At 28.6% G+C, this 20945-nt stretch carries 16 protein-coding genes; 4 read left to right on the forward strand and 12 right to left on the reverse strand.

Going from position 1 to position 20945, the window contains the following annotated elements; translation table 11 throughout:
• Positions 1–511: 511 nt before the first annotated feature.
• The 7 genes from murA to ERCISPPA3004_RS01060 form a co-directional block, all read right to left on the reverse strand.
• A complete protein-coding gene (gene murA / locus ERCISPPA3004_RS01030) occupies positions 512–1771 on the reverse strand; it encodes a UDP-N-acetylglucosamine 1-carboxyvinyltransferase (protein ID WP_157990285.1) in 1260 nt (419 codons plus the stop codon).
• 81 nt (positions 1772–1852) lie between these two features.
• The gene (locus tag ERCISPPA3004_RS01035; protein WP_157990286.1) at positions 1853–2122 is read right to left on the reverse strand and encodes a BolA family protein; all 270 of its coding nucleotides are present in this window, start codon (positions 2120–2122) and stop codon (positions 1853–1855) included.
• A gap of 1252 nt (positions 2123–3374) precedes the next feature.
• Positions 3375–3677, reverse strand: a complete 303-nt coding sequence (gene mlaB, locus ERCISPPA3004_RS01040) for a lipid asymmetry maintenance protein MlaB (RefSeq protein WP_157990287.1) — start codon at positions 3675–3677, stop codon at positions 3375–3377.
• Complete coding sequence (gene mlaC / locus ERCISPPA3004_RS01045) at positions 3674–4309, reverse strand: phospholipid-binding protein MlaC (protein ID WP_157990288.1); 636 nt, start codon at positions 4307–4309, stop codon at positions 3674–3676. The genes mlaB and mlaC overlap by 4 nt, the downstream gene beginning before the upstream one ends.
• A gap of 11 nt (positions 4310–4320) precedes the next feature.
• Entirely contained in the window at positions 4321–4872 is a 552-nt protein-coding gene (gene mlaD, locus ERCISPPA3004_RS01050; RefSeq protein WP_157990289.1) for an outer membrane lipid asymmetry maintenance protein MlaD, read from the reverse strand.
• Between the two features lie 6 nt (positions 4873–4878).
• Entirely contained in the window at positions 4879–5661 is a 783-nt protein-coding gene (gene mlaE / locus ERCISPPA3004_RS01055; protein WP_157990290.1) for a lipid asymmetry maintenance ABC transporter permease subunit MlaE, read from the reverse strand.
• A gap of 2 nt (positions 5662–5663) precedes the next feature.
• A complete protein-coding gene (locus tag ERCISPPA3004_RS01060) occupies positions 5664–6473 on the reverse strand; it encodes an ATP-binding cassette domain-containing protein (RefSeq protein ID WP_157990291.1) in 810 nt (269 codons plus the stop codon).
• Between the two features lie 686 nt (positions 6474–7159).
• On the opposite strand from ERCISPPA3004_RS01060, the gene paeA reads away from it, so the two are divergent.
• The 4 genes from paeA (at position 7160) to ruvX (ending at position 11611) form a co-directional block, all read left to right on the forward strand.
• Complete coding sequence (paeA, locus tag ERCISPPA3004_RS01065) at positions 7160–8473, forward strand: polyamine export protein PaeA (RefSeq protein WP_157990292.1); 1314 nt, start codon at positions 7160–7162, stop codon at positions 8471–8473.
• Positions 8474–9570: 1097 nt separating this feature from the next.
• Positions 9571–10521: a glutathione synthase gene (gshB, locus tag ERCISPPA3004_RS01070; RefSeq protein ID WP_157990293.1), complete on the forward strand. Its 951-nt coding sequence runs from the start codon at positions 9571–9573 to the stop codon at positions 10519–10521.
• Between the two features lie 95 nt (positions 10522–10616).
• Positions 10617–11180 carry a YqgE/AlgH family protein gene (locus tag ERCISPPA3004_RS01075; RefSeq protein WP_157989035.1) on the forward strand — a complete coding sequence of 188 codons (564 nt, stop codon included), beginning with the start codon at positions 10617–10619 and terminating at the stop codon, positions 11178–11180.
• Positions 11180–11611 carry a Holliday junction resolvase RuvX gene (ruvX, locus tag ERCISPPA3004_RS01080; protein WP_415017144.1) on the forward strand — a complete coding sequence of 144 codons (432 nt, stop codon included), beginning with the start codon at positions 11180–11182 and terminating at the stop codon, positions 11609–11611. Before ERCISPPA3004_RS01075 ends, ruvX begins: the two co-directional genes overlap by 1 nt.
• 159 nt (positions 11612–11770) lie before the next feature.
• Here the strand turns inward: ruvX and htpX are convergent, their stop codons facing one another.
• The 5 genes from htpX to hemE form a co-directional block, all read right to left on the reverse strand.
• Positions 11771–12679 carry a protease HtpX gene (htpX, locus tag ERCISPPA3004_RS01085; protein ID WP_157990295.1) on the reverse strand — a complete coding sequence of 303 codons (909 nt, stop codon included), beginning with the start codon at positions 12677–12679 and terminating at the stop codon, positions 11771–11773.
• Positions 12680–15212: 2533 nt separating this feature from the next.
• A complete protein-coding gene (grxB, locus tag ERCISPPA3004_RS01090; protein ID WP_157990671.1) occupies positions 15213–15848 on the reverse strand; it encodes a glutaredoxin 2 in 636 nt (211 codons plus the stop codon).
• 582 nt (positions 15849–16430) lie between these two features.
• Entirely contained in the window at positions 16431–16952 is a 522-nt protein-coding gene (gene fldA / locus ERCISPPA3004_RS01095; RefSeq protein ID WP_157990296.1) for a flavodoxin FldA, read from the reverse strand.
• A 482-nt stretch (positions 16953–17434) separates the two neighbouring features.
• Complete coding sequence (infA, locus tag ERCISPPA3004_RS01100; RefSeq protein WP_072666130.1) at positions 17435–17653, reverse strand: translation initiation factor IF-1; 219 nt, start codon at positions 17651–17653, stop codon at positions 17435–17437.
• A 1655-nt stretch (positions 17654–19308) separates the two neighbouring features.
• Positions 19309–20376 (reverse strand): uroporphyrinogen decarboxylase, encoded by a 1068-nt coding sequence (gene hemE / locus ERCISPPA3004_RS01105; RefSeq protein ID WP_157990297.1) that lies wholly within the window; start codon positions 20374–20376, stop codon positions 19309–19311.
• Positions 20377–20945: the final 569 nt, after the last annotated feature.

Here is a 20945-nt window from a genome sequence, read left to right on the forward strand (position 1 = left end):
ATTAACATATATGATATATAATATATGTTAATTAATAATAATTGCACCATTGGCATAATGCTATATCTTTATTTTATTTTTAATGTTTCACCGTTAGATTTTAAAGTCTTTAGTAAAATTTTTCTAAAGTAAGTTATTTTTAAATAAATATTGAAAAATATATTTTTATATTAAAAGAAAGTATTATAAAGTTGTATATTCAAAATAACCATGCATAGAATTTATATTCTACACAATAAACGTATTAATATAGGTTAATGTAAGGTTTGTTATCAGTTAATCTTAAAGAAAATTAAATGGAGAACGTCTTTTAATTAAATCTAGATATTCGATAATTTATTTAGATTATATAATTTTAAAAAATACACTAAATTCATATTTAGATCGATGACATTATAGATAGTTATAAAATAATGAGTATAAAAAGTAGTAACCAGAGTTTACTTATTTCTTTAGTAATGGCAACATTAGTTGTTTGATATCTGATAATATTGTTCGGGTATATTTAATGTTAATTTTTAATGCGCTGGATGTTTGCTCCTAATGCAATTAATTTTTTTTCAATTAGTTCATAGCCACGATCTATATGATAGATACAATCCACTAAGGTAATTCCGTCAGCAATGCACCCTGCTAACACAAGGCTAGCGGAAACACGTAAATCAGTAGCCATGACTGGCGCTGCAGATAGTTTTTTAACACCATGGCAAATCAGGGTATTCTTGTTTTCAATTGCAATTTTTGCACCCATGCGCAAAAGTTCTGGAACATGCATAAAGCGATTTTCAAAAATAGTCTCAGTAATCTGTGCAGACCCATCAGCAATTAAATTCAAAAGGCTAAATTGAGCTTGCATGTCAGTTGGAAATCCAGGATAAGGAGCGGTCGAAATGTTAACTGCTTTTGGTCGTCTTCCATGCATATCTATACTAATCCAATTTTTTCCTTCTTGGATGTCTGCTCCAGTTTCACGTAGTTTTTCAGATACTTTACATAATGTATTTGGTTGTGCGGCTCGACATATTACCTTGCCGCCAGAGATAGCGCCAGCAATTAGGAAGGTTCCAGTTTCAATGCGGTCGGGTAAAATGCGATAAACACCACCACCTAGTCTCTTTACACCTATAATCGTTATACAGTCACTACCTGTTCCGGTAATATTTGCTCCTAACATATTCAAGAAATTAGCAGTATCAACAATTTCTGGTTCTCGTGCTGCATTATCAATAACAGTGGTGCCTTTGGCGAGTGCGGCTGCAATCATGATAGTGACTGTAGCGCCAACACTAATTTTATCCATTATAATGTGAGCACCTACTAGACGATTTTGTGCAGAAGCATTAATATAACTACCTTTGAGTTTAACATGAGCACCTAGTTGTTTAAGACCAGTGATATGTAAATCAATTGGTCGATCACCAATAGCGCAACCTCCAGGTAGTGAGACTTGTCCTCGTCCAAAACGTGCCACTAATGGTCCTAAAACCCAAATTGAGGCTCGCATAGTGCTTACCAGATCGCAAGGAGCGGAATATACACTAACTTTACTAGAATCTAAATATACTGCATTATCGTGCTCAGCTTTCACGCCTAACTTTCTGAGTAATTTTATGGCAGTCTCTATATCTCTTAATTTCGGGACGTTATATATCTCTACTGGATCTTCAGCAAGTAAAGCAGCAAATAAAATAGGTAATGCAGCATTTTTAGCTCCAGAAATAGTAACCTCACCACTTAACCGGGTTGGACCTTTTATACGAAATTTATCCATTATCACTACTCGAAATTTCTAGAAATGGTTACCAGTAAGTTCTGCAAACTATTTTATATGGTCATAAAAATGATATTCTTATCATATTATGATTGAATGACCATTTAATTGCGAATCACGATCCCATTCTTCTGGGGTAAACGTTTTAATGGAAATAGCGTGTACATGATTATCGGTAATATAGGATACTAGAGGGGCATATACTATTTTTTGTTTTTGAACGCGACTAAGTCCATTAAAGATTGCACCAATCGCGATAATTTTCAAATGACTGTTATCACCACTAACATATACTTTTTGTAATGGTAATATCTTTAGCAGAACGGATTTAATAATACTATTATCAACCATTTTCTAAATCTCACTATATCATAAATAAGTAAATATCTTATTGAGAAGATAAAGGTTCTAAAAAAATACTTTTATCTTAGAATTTTACATAATTTCGTGATTCTGTAATAAAGTTAAGAGAATATTTTATGGATCACTCAACTTTTTTTGTTATATTGCTTTAATTATTACTTTTATCATCTATTGGTAATCTAACAAAGTTTTATTAAATGTAAATTTATATTATTCCTATAATTAATTGCTATGGTTCTTTTAAGAAAAATAGGTTCATAGAATTTTAAATTCCATGAGTGACATAAATTAGTAATACTTGAATAGATTACTATATAAAATTGTACAGGGTAATGTTTTATTTAACATTTTAGATAATTACTTTTATTGTTAAAAATTTGAATTTTTTAAAATTATTAAGCAGGATATTTAAATAACTTTTTAAATAGAGATCTTGTGTATATTTTTATGTAATATATCATCACCTAGGTCGAAAAAATTTGATATATCAGTATCTTTTTATATTCTTTAAAAATTAATCCCGTTATTAGTTCTTTTTATTTTAAGTAAAAATAACTAGTTGCTATATGTGTTGATGATACAGAACATGATATAGATCTCTTAGTATCCTCATGGAAGTTGTGCAACTATACATATAGTATATTGATACTATCAGTACATAAGGGCATGTATCTTTTTTAAATTGTACATAGAAGATTTTATCTATTTTAATAATTAAAAGTGATATGTATGCATAATAATTATAAATATATTTTTATTTAAATTTAATAAACAAAAAATTCATAGTGTATTTATATACATTAGCTGCATAATAAGTTATATAGACGATGATAGCAGAATTAGTCAGGCTTATAATTAAAGGCCTTATATATAAATTAGAAATTATAAAAAACATTTATGGCGTCTACACAATAAATGTTAATTATCTCATAAGATATTAAGGTAATTTGATTAATTAAGATTAAGTTTTGACTATGTTAAAATAATGCTTGGTAAAATAATATAGTTCTCTGTAAGTTATTAGATTTATAATAGGATCGATTAGAGTTTATAAGGTTCCATGGTGTTATAGATTGCTGAAAAACTATTTATAATATATATAACCTATAATTATATATTATTAAATAATACTATTATGGTATATAATATCAGATGTAAAAGTAATAAAAATTCTCTTGAAGGATTTTCTGAGTTATTAGTTAGTATTTTACTATGCTAAGCAGTATTATCGATTTTATCCTTAGTTATTATTCTTAATAATTGTTTGCAGGTTATAAAGTGTAATCAGAGCATGGATTTGACTCGTGATTCCAGAAATAGAAATACGTGGTTCTTTTTGATGATGTACATTCTTCATTTGTAAGTGAATTAGTAACGCAAGACCACCTGTATCGACTCGTGTTAATTTACAGACATCTATGTTCTCTACATATTTCATTACTAAATGACGTTGGTTCCATAAAGGTAGTAATGTTTTGTGTATTAATGCACCTCTAAGATAGAGATTTTTTTTCTCTATTGTCCACTTGAGTTGGTTATTCATTCTTGTTTTTTATTCAATATGATTGATTGATGAGTATAGGATTGTAGTTTTTTTGTTAAACCATTGATACCTTGTTGGCGCAAAATACAACTCCATTCATTTTGTTTAGTCATAATAATGCTCACGCCTTCTACAATAATATCACAGGCCTGCCAATGACCCGTGATACTGTTTTTTCGCCACTGAAAGTCTAATCGTGTTTTTGGTCCGCCAGTAGGATCTGCAATAGTTATACGGACAGGAACTATTGTTTCGGTATGAATTGGTTTTTCTTCTGTAATGTAAAAAGACTGTCCTTTATACATTGCTAACATTTGAGTAGTAATACGGGATACATATATGCTAAAAGCCTTATAATAGTTATTACGTTGAGCTTGGGTGGAGCTTTGGTAATAAGGCCCTAATACCGATGCGGCTATATATTTTATATGTACATAGGGCAAAAGTTCTTCCTCTATAATTTTTTGAAGATAGGATGGATTATGATTAATAATTGTCTGTTCATTTTTAATGCGATCAAAAGTATGCATGGCAACTATTGCCATAATTTTATAAGGATTGTTTTGTGTATTTTCTGTTGTTTTTACCTGTAAAGAGAATATTATTATCAAGATAAATACAAATTTGAACATATTAGCCTTTGTTATGGATTATTGATTGTTAACCGAGGTTGTGATTTTTTTGGGCTTGAAATATCAGCTATAGAAAGTCGATGCTTACTGTCAGTATGATCATTTTTATATAGAAATTGACCAATTATGTCCTCAAGTATGATTATGGATTTTGTATCCTGAATAGTTTCCCCATCTTTTAGCATATAAGTACCTATCTCTGGGTCACTAAAACCAATATTAAGTGCTAAATATTGTTCACCTAATAGACCGGAGGTTCGTATTGCGAGTGAGCTGGTATTTGGGATATTATTATATTGATTTTTAATCTCCATTTGAACCTTTGGTGCGTAATTATTTAGATCTAGTGTGATGTCGGTGACACGACCTATCATTACACCGCCAACTTTCACTGGTGAACCTGTTCGCAGGTTACCTACATTATCAAAAGTGGCATATAATTTCCATGTTGGCGTATTGAATGATGGACTGACACCGCTTACTTTAAGACATATAAAAAGAATTGCGCTTAGCGCAATGAGCAAGAATATACCTACTAAAACTTCATTTTTTTTTGTTTGCATTATATATTAGCGCCCTGACATTATCATTGTCAAAATAAGATCTAGACTGAGTACTGCTAGTGAGGCGTTCACTACAGTTTTCGTGGTAGCTTGACATATTCCTTCAGAGGTTGGAGCGGCATCATAGCCATTAAACAACGCTATCCATATGACAGTTATAGAAAATATCGCACTTTTAATTGCACAATTTGTAATATCTTGTTTTAAGTGAATGCCATCACGAATAGCAGTCCAAAAAAAACAAGAATCAATGCCATTCCAAGTGATACCTACTACCGCACAACCCAAAATTCCAACCGAGATAAAGATAAAAGTCAATAAAGGCATGCTAATACAGCTAGCCCAAAATCGAGGAGGAATAATGCGTTTTAATGGATCAACCGCCATCATTTCCATGCTTGCAAGTTGCTCCGTAGCTTTCATAAGACCTATTTCTGCAGTAATAGATGATCCAGCACGTCCGGCAAATAAAAGTGCTGTAACTACTGGCCCTAGATCGCGTAAAAGTGATAAGGTTACTATCATCCCAAGATTGCTTTCAGCACCATAAGTTCTCAATACTTGGTATCCTTGCATGCTTAAAATCATGCCAATGAATAATCCAGAAATCATAACAATTAATAGTGATAAAAATCCGATATTATATAGTTGTTTTACTAATAACGACATATGCAAGCGATAACGTGGAAGACTAAATAGTGCATGGAAGAGTATTAATCCAGCGCGCCCTAAGGAAGCGAAAAAGTTAATTATTTTACGACCTAGTAAAGCCAATAATTTTAGATACATTATTATATGCCTTTTCTTGATCCAATTAAATCTTGTAGATAATCTTTAGAAGGAAAGAAGCATGGTATATATTTATCAGTAATCCCGTTAATAAATTGATGGGCTCGGGTGTTATCATGTTTACGTAGTTCTTCTGTTGTGCCTTGCGCCAATACTGTTTTATCCGCTATAATATATGTATAGTCAACAAAACTGAGAATCTCAAAAACATCATGAGATACGATAATAAAAGTTATATTTAAAGAATGTTGAAGATTTTGAATTAGTTTAATTAAAGCACTTATAGTAACAGGATCTTGTCCAACAAAAGGCTCGTCAAACATAACTAAATCTGGCTCTAAAGCAATAGCACGTGCTAATGCAACTCTTCTCATCATACCACCTGACAATTCAGAAGGTTTTAAGTGTGCAGCCCCCCGCAATCCAACAGATTCGAGTTTCATTATTACTGTGCTTTCTAGTAATGGCGTTGGTAGATAAGAATGTTCTCGAAGCGGCCAAGCAACATTATCAAACACATTGAGATCTGTGAATAGAGCGCTAGTTTGAAATAACATGCTCATCTTTTTTCGCGCCTTATATAAACATGAACGAGAAAGCGCAGGGATATTTTTATCGTTAAACCATATTTCTCCGTTTTGAGGATGGATCTGTCCTGCAATTAATCGTAATAATGTGCTTTTTCCAATACCAGATGGTCCTATAATAGCTGTTATTTTTCCTCTAGGCACAGAAATAGAAATATTATCGAAAATTAATAAATTATTATAAGAAAAATTTAAGTTTTTGATTTCTACTATGTTTTTTTTCATATGATCTTTAAATATCTCTACTAGTATTATTGTTGTGAGATAATGATTGCACGGTAGTTAGATTTTCGGAGAATTCTGAGATATCATTCTGGCATATTATTTGTAGATATATAAAATATATTATGCATTTATATCATATGTTTAAGATATGTGAGTGTTATGGATAAAATATTATGTCGAATATCGTTTTTATCTATTAGGACTAGATAATTAATTGCTTACCTGGAATAACAATATAAGTCTTTTAGTTATTGTATAACTTATTTATGATGAATGTGGTTAAAAATATTTTTAGAGTTTTTTTTTATAAAAATAGTAATACTATTTTAGTATATCTGAATTTATCAAAATATAGTAGTTCCTATAAAAGTTATTTAGATTTGATTAGTAGCAATTAACAATTTATAAAATATTACTCCATAGTTAAATTATACAATGATCATGATTTTTTTTGAAATATATACTGATATTAGGTCATGATTATAACTGTAATGTTATTTTTTACAACGTATATAAAATTATAGATTTTTTAGTATATATAACATCATAATGTTAATGTTTTTATGAGTAAACGCGGAAATCTGCACATTTATGTTTTAGATTGAATATATTACGTTAATAATTTTGTTTTTAATTCAAATCATTGACCTACGATATGGATTGTTGAGATTCAATATGGATTTTTTATGTTAGATAGTATTCTTATAATAATACTACTTATTTTAGTTAGTTCATTTTTTTCGATTTCAGAAATTTCCCTGGCGGCAGCTCGAAAAATTAAGCTTAAGATGTTAGCTGATGATGGTAACATTAATGCTCAGCATGTTCTTAACATACAAGAAAATCCTGGTATGTTTTTTACTGTAATACAAATTGGTGTAAACGCGGTAGCAATTTTAGGTGGAATCGTTGGTGATACAGCTTTCTCTCCAGCTTTTTTTGCGCTTTTTGTGCATATAGTTCGCGCTGATGTTGCAGAACGTCTTAGTTTTATATGCTCATTTACTCTTACTACTAGTCTATTTATATTATTCGCTGACTTGTTTCCTAAGCGTTTAGGAATGAATGCTCCGGAGAAAATGTCACTCAAAATTATTCATATAATGCGTGTGTGTCTATTTATTTTTCGTCCGCTGGTTTGGTTGTTTAATGGCGGTGCTACTATTATATTTCGAATTTTTAAAATATCAATGGTGCGTCAGGATGAAATTACCTCTGATGATATATACGCTATAGTTGAAGCAGGAGCACTAGCTGGTGTATTGCGAAAACAAGAACATGAGCTGATTGAAAATGTGTTTGAATTAGAATTACGGACAGTGACTTCTGCCATGACTCCACGTGAAAATGTAGTTTGGTTTGACCTCGATGAAGACGAATGTAGTTTAAAAAAGAAGATTGCATGCCGTCCGCATTCAAAATTTTTAGTTTGTAATAATGATATTGATTATATAATTGGTTATATAGATTCGAAAGAGCTTTTAATGCGCGCTCTCAGTCACCAGCCCTTATCTTTAAATAGCAATATACAGATCTGCTCTGCGCTTATTATACCAGATACCCTTCGATTATCTGAAGCTTTGGAAAGTTTTAAGACTGTCGGAGAGGATTTTGCAGTTATCATCAATGAGTATTCACTAGTAGTTGGTATTATTACTCTTAATGATGTGATGACAACTTTAACAGGTAATTTAGCTGGACAAGGATTAGAAGATCAGATTATTGCGCGTGATGCGAGTTCATGGCTCATTGAAGGTAGTACTCCTATTGACGATGTTATGCGTGTATTGCAGATTGATTCTTTTCCTCATTCAGAAAATTATGAAACTATTGGTGGTTTTATGATGTTTATGTTGCGAAAAATCCCTAAACGTACTGATTTTATAAAATTAAAAGGATATAAATTTGAGGTAGTTGATATTGATAGTTACCGGATTGACCAGCTTCTAGTAACACGTGTAGATTTTACGCATGTAGCACCATCTACGTTAAGGTTATAAAACAAACTAAAATATTATATCATGTGTACGTAAATTATATTTCATCTATTATAAAAGATAATATCGTATTCTTTAAAAGATTAAAAGATTAAAAGATTAAAAGATTAATAGATTAAGATATCATAATTATTGATGCAAAAATTATATATGTAGAGAATATAGTATGGTATAAAATAAAAATTTTGGATTATTTTAAACATAAAGAGATGCAATAGTTATTTATTATAATATAGTTTTTAGTCACATCATGCAGCATTTTGCTTTTTAATAATAAAAATCTGTATATATGATTGGAATTGGAAATTAATATAATAAAAAGTCATGTCAAATGATATGACGCTAAAGTATTTCAATTAATTTAATCCTAACTGTTTTCATTATGGTGATAAGATTGAGTAAATTAAACATTTTCATGATCTAAAAGAATCTTTTTATCTAATAAGTGATTAAAAGATAATGTTAATGTATAAAAAGTTCATGTTTAAATTAAGAATTGTTTTCTTTAAAATTGTGAATTTTGTATTGATGTGCCTAGTGCAATCTGTTATTAATGATCATGTTAGAGACATAGAAGTGTAAAAATTTCCTAATTAATTAGTCATAGATGTCACGGTTATTGTTAATTTTAAATTATATTTTAGTAAAATATGTAAAATATTATATATCATATAAAATATAACTAAGTATATATAATACCATATAAAATAACAATCTATCTTGGGTGAACAGTTCTGATAATATTGTTATACAATGAATGATATATAAATTTGGTAAAAATTTAAATCTTGAGAATATAAAGTTGTAATGTATTTTACTGGTACAGTACATATTCATATTATAAATTAGATCTGAACATATATGCTATAATAGTATTAGGTATATCTTGATTGAGTTGTCAGATATTTAGAACCGTCCTTCACCTTTAACATACAATCTTTGCATAATAGTTAAAACTATTGATAACAATAGTCTGTTAGATGGAGACTTTAATTTTGCTTAAAAACTTAAAAATATAATATTATGCTTTATGTATATATGTATATATGAGGAATTTATGTACTCAAACATGAAGGAGATTGACAGGAGCAATAATAAGGATGATCAAGCTAGGTATAGTAATGGATCCAATTACCTCGATTAATTTAAAAAAAGATTCTAGTATAGCCATGTTAACAGAAGCAAGTTTTCGTGGTTATGAAGTGTATTATATGGAAATGTCTGACTTGTATTTATATAAGGGTGATGGACGTGCTCGTACGCGATTAATCAATATAATCATACAAAATAATAATTATCCTTATTTTTCCTTTAAAAATGAACAAGATATAGCGTTATCTAGTTTAGATGTAATACTTATGCGCAAAAATCCTCCGTTCGATACTGAGTTTTTATATTCTACTTATATTTTAGAACGGGCTGAGGAGCAAGGTGTTCTTATTATTAATAAACCGCAGAGTTTGCGCGATTGTAATGAAAAATTATTTACTTTATGGTTTTCTGATCTAATACCAGAGACACTAGTGACTAGGAATATTATAAAAATTCGTGAATTTTGGAAACGGCATCATGATATTATAGTTAAGCCATTAGACGGAATGGGAGGCTTATCGATTTTTCGTATTAAGCAGGATGATTTAAACATATCAGTGATTCTTGAGACTATGACTCAATATGGAAGTGTATATTGCATGTCACAAGAATATTTACCGTCAATTCTAGATGGTGATAAGCGTGTTCTGGTCATAGATGGTCAAGCTGTACCATATTGCTTAGCTCGTATACCACAAGCAGGTGAAATACGGGGTAATCTTGCAGCTGGTGGTTATGGAGAGGTTCGAGTGCTATCTGACAGTGATAGAAAAATCGTAGATCGCATCTCTCCAACATTGCAACAAAAAGGTCTTATTTTTGTCGGATTAGATATTATAGGTAACAAATTAACTGAAATTAATGTCACGAGCCCAACCTGTATTTGTGAGATCGAGGCCGCTTTATCAATATCCATTAGTGGATTATTGATGGATGTCATCGAAAAACGTTTAACTTAATGCTTTCTATAGCAGAGTGTTATCCTTTATTATAGAGAGATTTCTTTTAATAATACCTAAAACAATAGGTATTTAATAAATGTAGAATATTTAGTATGAATTTACAAAATCATTTTTTAATTGCTATGCCAACTTTAAAAACTCCGTTATTTAAGCGAGCAGTAGTCTATATTTTTGAACATAATGCTGATGGAGCTATGGGATTAATTGTTAACAAACCCATGGATAATCTTATGGTTTCAGGGATGTTGCAAAAATTAAAGATTGTTCACTCTTCTAAAGTAGCTAAAATTAAGTTAAATAAGCCAGTTTTTGCTGGAGGGCCGTTAGCAGAAGATCGAGGGTTTATTTTACACTCAGCACAACAAACCTTTTCTTCTAGTATGCGTGTTTCAGATGATACGATTATGACCACATCTCGCGACGTTCTAGAAACTTTAGGTACTGATGAGCAACCTGATGATGTGCTAGTTGCTTTAGGTTGCTGCGCATGGGGACAAGGTCCGTTAGAGCAAGAGCTCATGGAGAATGCATGGTTAACTACTACTGCAAATAGTAATGTGCTATTTCGTACCCCTATAGCATCGCGATGGAACGCAGCAGCTAAGAATCTCGGTATTGATATGTATAATATTGTTAGCGAAGCAGGCCACGCGTGATTCTTCATCAGACATTTTTATCATTTGATTTTGGTATGAAAAGTATTGGGGTTGCTATTGGTCAGCGCATTACTTGTACAGCATATCCGTTGAAAGCGCTCAAAGCACAATTTGGTATACCTGATTGGAAGCAAGTAGATTATCTTTTTCAAGAGTGGAAACCAACTCAGATTGTGGTAGGTTTACCACTTAATATGGACGGAAGCAAGCAGCCTTTTACAGAAAAAACATATTTTTTTGCACAGTGTCTTAATACGCGTTATAAAATAACGGTTGACCTACATGATGAGCGCTTAAGTACAATTGAAGCGCGAGCGGAAATATTTAAACGAGGAGGCTTTTCCGCTTTACTTCAAAAAGATTTTATTGATTCACTTTCTGCTGCAATTATTTTAGAAAGTTGGTTAGAACATTCACATTGTCAGATTTAACAATTTGTTAGAGCTACTTTAGCGCACCAAAGTGTACATTGTCAAAAAATTAAGAAATTTTTATTAATTTATGTTTGTATTATAGACATATAATTTTAGATAGACATCTATCTAAAATTTATAAAATTAATTTTCAAAATATATACAATGCATTAAAAGTTAGAAATTAGTAAGATTATTATCTTGCATGCGATTTTTTATTTTATTTAAAGCTTCAATACGTTTATCAAGTGACGGGTGTGACATAAAAAGTTCACTGATCCGTTTAGATTTACCATGAATACAAAATGCCATCAAATTACCAGGCTCTTCTGGTTCGTAACTAGTTTTCAAGCGCTGTAAGGCAGCAATCATTTTTTTACATCCAACTAAACGAGCTGCGTCTGCGTCAGCATAGAACTCACGATGACGTGAAAACCACATGGTAATAATGCTAGCAAGCATGCCAAAAACAAGCTCAAGTACTGTAGAAACAAGAAAATAAATCATTGGATGACCATTAGTTTTTTCTTCTGCATGGTCATCTGCATCTGAGGTAACACCTGATACTAGTTGAGCTATCATTCGCGATACAAAAATTACAAAAGTATTTACAACTCCCTGAATTAAAGTCATAGTGACCATATCACCATTAGCGATATGGCTAATCTCATGCGCCAAAACCGCTTCAGATTCATCACGGCTCATGTTTTGTAGTAGGCCAGAAGATACTGCAACTAATGAGGAGTTACGGCGTGCACCAGTAGCGAAAGCATTAATGTCTAGCGCATGATAGATAGCAATTTGTGGAGTGTCGATGCCTACTTTTTTTGATTGTAGAGTGATCGTTTCTACTAACCAGCGTTCAGTTTCATTACGAGCATTCTGAATTACTTCACCGCCAACCGAACGTAATGCCATCCATTTTGACATCAATAACGAGACAAGAGCCCCGCCAAAGCCAAATAGGCCGGACATGATTATAAGACCAGTCAAGCTGCTCGACCTTACTCCTGTTAAACTTAGGATAAATCCAAATACTAACATGACAGCAAGGTTAGTTAGGAGGAATAGAGCAATACGTATCATAGCAATTAATCTCCTTGATTAGTTATTTATTAATATGTTCTGTGTTTTTAATGTAGCTCATACTTATATTTTGAGATCTACAAATTATTTGTATGCTATTTCAGTGATTTTTATGTAAGATTCTTTGAGAGATAAAAATCATATAAAGTATACATCTAATTATGATTAGATAAAAGAAATAGCATAAGTTAGTAAAAAAATTTAGAATAATATGCTGATAGTTAAATATTCTCTCTGTATATAAGATGTTTAACTACGAGAATAGCATTTATTAAAAATTCATAATATACCAACCATTAAAATATTTTATTAATTAAAGAACTCTATTATATTAATAAGTTTCTTATAAGCGCTTAATATGAGAGTATTGTTATAAAATGAACAATCTTCATCCTTGTATTAATTGATATAATTATGTATTAAAAAATACATGAAGAATATGAAAAAATACATAATGAGTAATTATAAAAGAATTTATTTAAAATCTAATGTTAATATATTAACATTAGATGACTTTATTATATACTGAGATTAATATTTATATCTCTTACAAAAATTTATTGATAGATCTGTAATTTTTATAGGAATATTTTTTATATTCTGATAATCTTATATAGATTTTTGTTATCTATTGCCTTGAAATCAACTCTAAATTTCTGTATATATGCATGTATGCATATATGGAGTATTTCACGTAGAGAAAAATTTAGCAGTTATTTTGTTAGAGCAATATATCTAATATGAAGTGCTGGAAGTGTTTAAAAGAGACATCCTGCTATGATTTATATTTGTAATATAGTTCAAGTGACTTTTATAATATGACATATTAACATGATATAATAGATTGATCAAAATAATATTACTTTAATGATTTTTGCCAAACATATCATATAATATAAAATCAAGAATTAGTTAATAAAATAAAATGCATATATTAAAGTTAAACATATATTATTGTATGATATACAAAATTAGTATTGATTGTAAATTAGTTTTATAATTATATAAGTATGTAATAACTGAATCGTTAGGTAATTCACATGATTCTTGAAAATGGTGATAATATATCCAATGATTTTAATCATATCTTATTTTATGTTATTGTTTGTATGAAATTTAATTTATTAAATTAAATAATTAATTAGATAAAATTTTATCTATTATTAATTAAAAAATGAGATAATAATTAAATAGATTATTTAATTTTACCTATATTTATGAATTTAGGATATTGTGTCAAAAATTAAGATTAAAACATTTATTTGTTTCTTTTATCACCAATGATTAATAATTAATTACAGAATAATTATTTTGATTTTCTGTTTAAGATTTTTAAAAACCAGTGATTTTGTATCTATAAATATAAGATATTGAAATAATATTTATATTACTTTTATATTATTGATTATCACAAAAAAGACATGTTATGCATGTATAATGCAAGTATATGAATTAATGAATCGATAGTTTTTTATTTCATAAAAAGTTTTTAGTTTAATGTGGGGTTGATTGATTGTGAATATAATATAGATTTTAATAGTGCTAATGATAATTTATCGTATTCATAAAATTTTATGCATAGTTGAACTTTAAGATATATAGATATTTTAAATCTAATTCATCAATTAATTTGAATACTTTAGTGGATACTATATCATAATAAGATTATATTTTATCTTTAAGACAAGGCATCTGCAAAGTATGGATTACACGCATGTAATAGGAAAAATAATAAATATTTTTAACTATTAGTAATAATACAAAGATTGTATGGGAATCAAAAATTTTTCGTTTAAACCTATCTTTCATATTTTATAAGATGACAGTTTGCTTTATAATGATGATAAATCTTAATTATAGGCGCTTTTTTATTAAAAATTTTTTATAAACACACATATAAAGATTTATTAAATATTTTATTTTATATACAAACTATAGCTATAGTAATTATAACTATATATTAGTATAGTATTGTATAAATTGTTATAGATAATTATATATGAAGATTTTATTGATGTTATGTTTAAAAGGAGAAGCATATTCATCTATAGATTAGTTGTTGGTACTATTGAATAAATATTTCTAGTTGTCACTTAAATAAATAAATAGTATTAGATGGCAATCAATAGTGAAGGATGTTTTAGATATTATTTTTTTAATAATATTTGATAGGCATGATTTTTCACTAAAAATATAAAATTTATATTGCTTATAAAGCAATATAAATTAATGTACCTACCCTAGATCCTTAAAGAGATTCTTTAAATAAAAATTAATATATATTATATAGTATAAAATTTTTAAAATTTTTGTTGTTTTTTTATTTTTATTTCATTGAATCTTGCTAATTAAAAAATTTTATACAAATTATTTTAATATACTTCGATTAGATGATCAGAAATTGATATATATCTTATCGTGGGTTGGTATTAAGTAACAATATCTTGATATTAATAATATGTAAAATTTTAAAAATACATAGAAAATAGTTTTTATAAAAATATTTATCTGATGATTATGTGTTACATTTAATCTAAAAGATTAGAGGTATTTTTGACTTTTTACTTATATCATCACGATAGTGAGAAACCTGTGTTGGATATTTAATTTGTCTTACAAGGGATAATAGATATAGCAGAGGGAATAAGTGAAAGTCATCAAGAGAAAGTTGACTATTCGCTGAATCAGACTTAGAGATAAGGACAGCGAGTTGCTGTAAGTCGTCATTAATATTATTGATGAATTTTGGAAAATCTTTAGTCAGGCTTTCAAAATTGCCATAAGATTTTTCTTTTTTTATCTTAAAATAGTTACGCGCTTCAGGAGTAGATAGTTCAATAAATGGTGCGATGGCTATGTGTGGTATAAGCAAATGGTATATGTATTTATTGACATGATTTAACCAGTAATGTATTTCAGGATTAGTTTTACCTATTATCACAGGAGTTTGGTTTAAAGTATCAACATATTTAATGATATCAAGACTTTCTGACATATATCTATTATCTTCTCTCATTAAAATCGGTACCATTTTCTTATTGATCATTTTTTTAGGTGTAATTTCATCATTATTCATCAGTACAATAAGATTTACGGCAATATTTTTTAAACCAAAAATCATACGTGTTTTTATGCAAAACGGACAATGAGTATATATATATAATTTCATGTTGTTTGTATTTTTCTTTATCTGCATATATCTGCATATATAAGAGTATGGGCTGTATTCATTGATAGGTTAATAAGTTTTAATTATTATTAAGTAATACAGATGATATAAAATCGAGCAAACATATAACAGTATATATAACGGTATCTTTTGCAAAATTTTCTTCGTATATAAAAATATTTTTATACTAAAGATATTTAAGAGAATATTTGGATTGATACACAAATCTAAAAGTCTTTGTAATTGATATTTTAAAGTTATTATCAGTACTATTTTTAAATATAGTCATGTAATAAGAAGCAACTGTAACAGTTATAACTTTTCTACAAAATTTTTTAAATTTGGTTTAATTATACTTAACTATATCGTTAGTTAAACACATAGTGACATATATCAAAGGAATTTACTTGTTATTAATGGCATATGTTATAAAATTTTTATACAAACAATAATAATTCTAGAAAATATCATAACAATAATATATTCGAGTAATATTTGTGAATTTATAAAAATACTATCCTATCTTGAGTGATTATATCGAATATTTTTCAATATAAAACTTTAATAGTCTAATGATTGTTATTATGATAAGTTCAAATTAAGCTCATAACAAATTTGATCTACCCATTGATTAACCCGATCGTGAGTAAGTTCTGGTTGTCTGTCTTCATCAATCGCAAGGCCAATAAAATGAGTATCATCTAACATCCCTTTAGATTTTTCAAAGGTATAACCTTCAGAGGACCATTTGCCGATAATTACTGCAGACTTTAATATAATTATATCTCTAATAGCTCCCATTGCATCACAGAAATAATCAGAATAATCCATTTGGTCACCACAGCCAAATAAGGCTACTGATTTACCTGAAAAGTCTATTTCTGATAGAGTTGGGAAAAAATCATCCCAATCACATTGAGCTTCACCATAGTACCATGTTGGAATGCCTAATAATAGAATATCAAAACTTTCAAGATCTTCTTTGGTGCTATTCGCAATGTCAAACAGTCCTGCGATGTTATGCCCAAGTTTATTTTGAATCATTTTTGCAACTTTTTCAGTGTTCCCTGTATCGCTACCAAAAAAAATACCAACAAGTGCCATGCGTATAGTAACCTCTAAAAATTTGTTTTTATAATCAAAAATCTATGAAAAAATAATTAATAATCATAAATTAATTATTTTATTATAAATAATAAGAAAAATGTAAGCAATTTTAAAACTAGTTATATATGATCTGTATAAATTCATGTGTTTAGATTTTATCTGTATATATAAATATACTTTATAGAGCTAAATTAGCGAATAAATTTATTACATATATTTCACCATTAAATATACATCAAATATTAAAGAATAATTTTTATTTAGATTTTTATAATAACAGTATCACCTTATTTAATTTATTACCATTTATTAACATTACTAGGAGCTTATACTAGTCACGGATATGCTATGTTGATATATTAAGAGATTTTATACTATGTTTAGTATAAAATAATATGTATATACAGTAATTTTATTTATGATAAAAATCATTTTTTTGATAAAACGTTTTTATAAAATCAAGGAACTATAGAATCATATTATCGACTACGAAAAATAATTCGGCCTTTACTTAAGTCGTATGGGGTGATTTCTACTGTAACTTTATCACCAGTTAAAATACGAATATAATTTTTTCGCATTTTTCCAGATATATGCGCTATTACAGTGTGACCATTATCTAATTCAATGCGAAATGTTGTATTGGGTAGTGTTTCTAGTACTGTTCCCTGCATTTCAATATTATCTTCTTTAGCCATTAAATCCTCTGGGTGAATATTTTACTAGTGATAACACTTTTAACTCTACTCATGCACATGAATTTATCTACTTTACCTATTCTCTAAAAATCATCGCTCAAAAAGTAAACGATCGATAAAATTATTAATCATTTGGCTAAATAATATGAATTAATGATTTAGAGTCAACCATAATACTATTATTTTGCTACTAAAAGTGTTTTAAGATTTTTTTAGGTTACTGTCTATGTAAATCTATGTGATGTTTAATCTTAAGATTTTGCCGTATCCTGTATTATATTCTAGTTTTATATTTTAAGAAAAAAATTTTAAATAATAATAGCAGCATCTGTTAAATTTGTCAGTAATTTTTTACATAATAAGATCTCTAGGTAAATTAAATATTAGTATATTCGAACAATCTAGTATGAGTAACATGACATAATAGTGCGATCCTATTCGTGCATAAATACTGTCTGCATATGAAATGTAGTTCATTTTCCTTTTATTTTTTAATAAGAGTTTTTGAATATTCTATTTTGATAAATATTAACTAGATTTTAAAATTATGTAAAACACCAATATACTAAAATTGTTTCTCTATTTCATTATAAATGTGTTCTATATTTTTTTGGAATCTTCAGATAATTATAGAAGTTTTAGTACCTAAACTAGCATTATTTAAATAATTTTTACAGGTTAATTAGTTTTAATATAAATAAAAATAACAAGACTATTTTTATTACAAAATCATGTAAGTTACTTGTTAATAGGAGTATGTTTTTTCAAAATTATCTTTGCTAAAAAATTTGTATAGTATACTCTATAATTAGAGTTATAAAGTATACATGAAGTGGTAGATTGAAATAATAAAAATAAAATTCATTAATTATATTTAAAATTGATAAATAGTTATTTTATATTTAATTATAAAAGTATTATGAATAATAATATCATTTATGTATCATATTAAAATAAGATCTATAAAAATTATTTATATTTATTTTTTATGTTTTAATTAATATTGCCAATAACGCTAAAAAGTATTATTTATAAGTTATCTATTGAATAGATAACATTAGTTGAAGCTAAACTTATAAATATAAATAAAGTTAATAATGATATATAATAAAGTATATTTTCATATTTTAAATAGTTAGAACTATTATAGAACAAAGGTTGTGTATAATTATTAGTATTTTGTAAAAATTTTTAAAAATATATTACAATATAATATAAAAAATTTAGTAATATTCTCAAATACTATATATTGGGGTTACATGCGTCTCTATTTGATATTGAAAGAATTTGCAATATCAAATAGTGGTATATTAATCTACATAATTGTACTGATAGAGATGTTTCAACATCTAAAATAATTATTTTATTAATTACTCTATTAATTACTCTATTATAGTAGTAAAATAGTAGTCAAATAATTGATTAATAATTTGTTATTAATTATTGTCATATTTGAAAAAATTTTTACATATACATTCAAAAGTCTATCATATCCATATTAATATATATAATATTAGATATTTAACATGAATTTTTATTTTAGTATTATAAATATCGCTTATAGATCTGATGCGATTGCGATTGCGATAGTAGTGTACTCTTTGTAGAACTTTTTATGATGAGTGATAATGAATTAAAAATTGCACATAGACCTCTTACCTTAGATGATATTTTTTTGAAAGTTTATGTACAGATTCAACTAACTCATGTGCATTTTCTGGTAATACATCAGGATAAATTCCATGTCCTAGATTAAAAATATGCCCGCTACCATGACCATAATCTGCAAGTATTGTCGATACCTCTTGTCTGATACGAGAGGGAGAAGCATATAATATTGATGGGTCCATATTGCCCTGGATAGCTACTTTGTTACCTACACGCCGTCTAGCATCAGCAATATCTATAGTCCAGTCTATCCCAAGTGCATCACATCCGATATCAGCCATCGCTTCAAGCCACTGTCCCCCGCCTTTTGTAAATAATGTCACTGGTACGCGTTGCCAATCATGCTCATGGAATATACCATCAATAATTTTATGTATGTACTGAAGTGAAAATTCTTGGTAACTACGTTTTTCTAGAATGCCTCCCCATGTATCAAAGATCATGATGGCTTGTGCCCCAGCAAGTATTTGTGCATTTAGGTATAATATAATGCTATCTGCTAATTTATTGAGCATCAGATGCAGGGTATTGGGATCTGTGTACATCATTTTTTTTAATTTAGAGCAGATTTTACTAGTACCACCTTCAACCATATAAGTTGCTAAAGTCCATGGACTACCAGAAAAACCAACTACTGGCACCTGTCCATTTAAGCTCTTACGAATAGCGCGCACTGTATTCATAACATAACCAAGCTGTTGCTCCGGATCTGGAATGGATAATTTTTTAACATCAGCGCGACAGGTAATTGGATAAGCGAAGCGCGGGCCGCCCCCATCTAAAAAAGAAAGTTCTAAACCCATAGCATCAGGAATAGTAAGAATGTCAGAAAACAAAATCGCTGCATCTAAAGCATATCGCCGTAATGGCTGTAATGCAACCTCGCAAGCTAACTCTGGATTTTTGCATAATAACATAAAACCTCCTGCAATAGCACGAGTCGCTTTATATTCTGGTAAGTAACGTCCAGCCTGACGCATCATCCAGACAGGAGTGCTATCCACTGGTTTGCGCAATAAGGCGCGCAGATAACGATCGTTTTTTAGTGTACTCATTTCTTAATTATGTCTCTTAAATGAAATGCATGCATAAGATTCATTGACAATGTTATTAATGTAGCGCATAAAATTTATTTTTAATTGTTATTAAAAGAAAACTATTTGACATTTTTTAGCAATTAAGAAAATCTTATATTATCTAATGCTGAAAAATATTTTTTTTATTTCATCTTGACATGTCTTCGGTAAGTATGACTTGTTTATAATTGATAATTGATAATTGTCATGTAGATTTATTATAAAGTATTACCATGATACATCTACTTTTGTTGCTACTGTAAATGAATCGCATAACTAATCTTTGATATACAGCTCTATATAGTATAATGATGCATATATAAAATAATGTAAAAATTTAGAAATGAGGAAAGGGTTTTTTTGAACGAAATCTTTATCGAGAGATAACAGTAAATATATTTTTAAAAACTAGATAGATGCGCTGCTTGTTGTACAAAAATCATTTGTTAAGTAGAAAAATTTGATTAAAGAATTTTTATCATATAGACAAAAACGGGGGTTTGTTATTAATTATACCTTAATTACAATATCTATTAATATTTAAGATA

The sequence above is a fragment of the Candidatus Erwinia haradaeae genome, from assembly GCF_900698995.1.
GTDB classification, from domain to species: Bacteria; Pseudomonadota; Gammaproteobacteria; order Enterobacterales; family Enterobacteriaceae; genus Erwinia_E; species Erwinia_E haradaeae_C.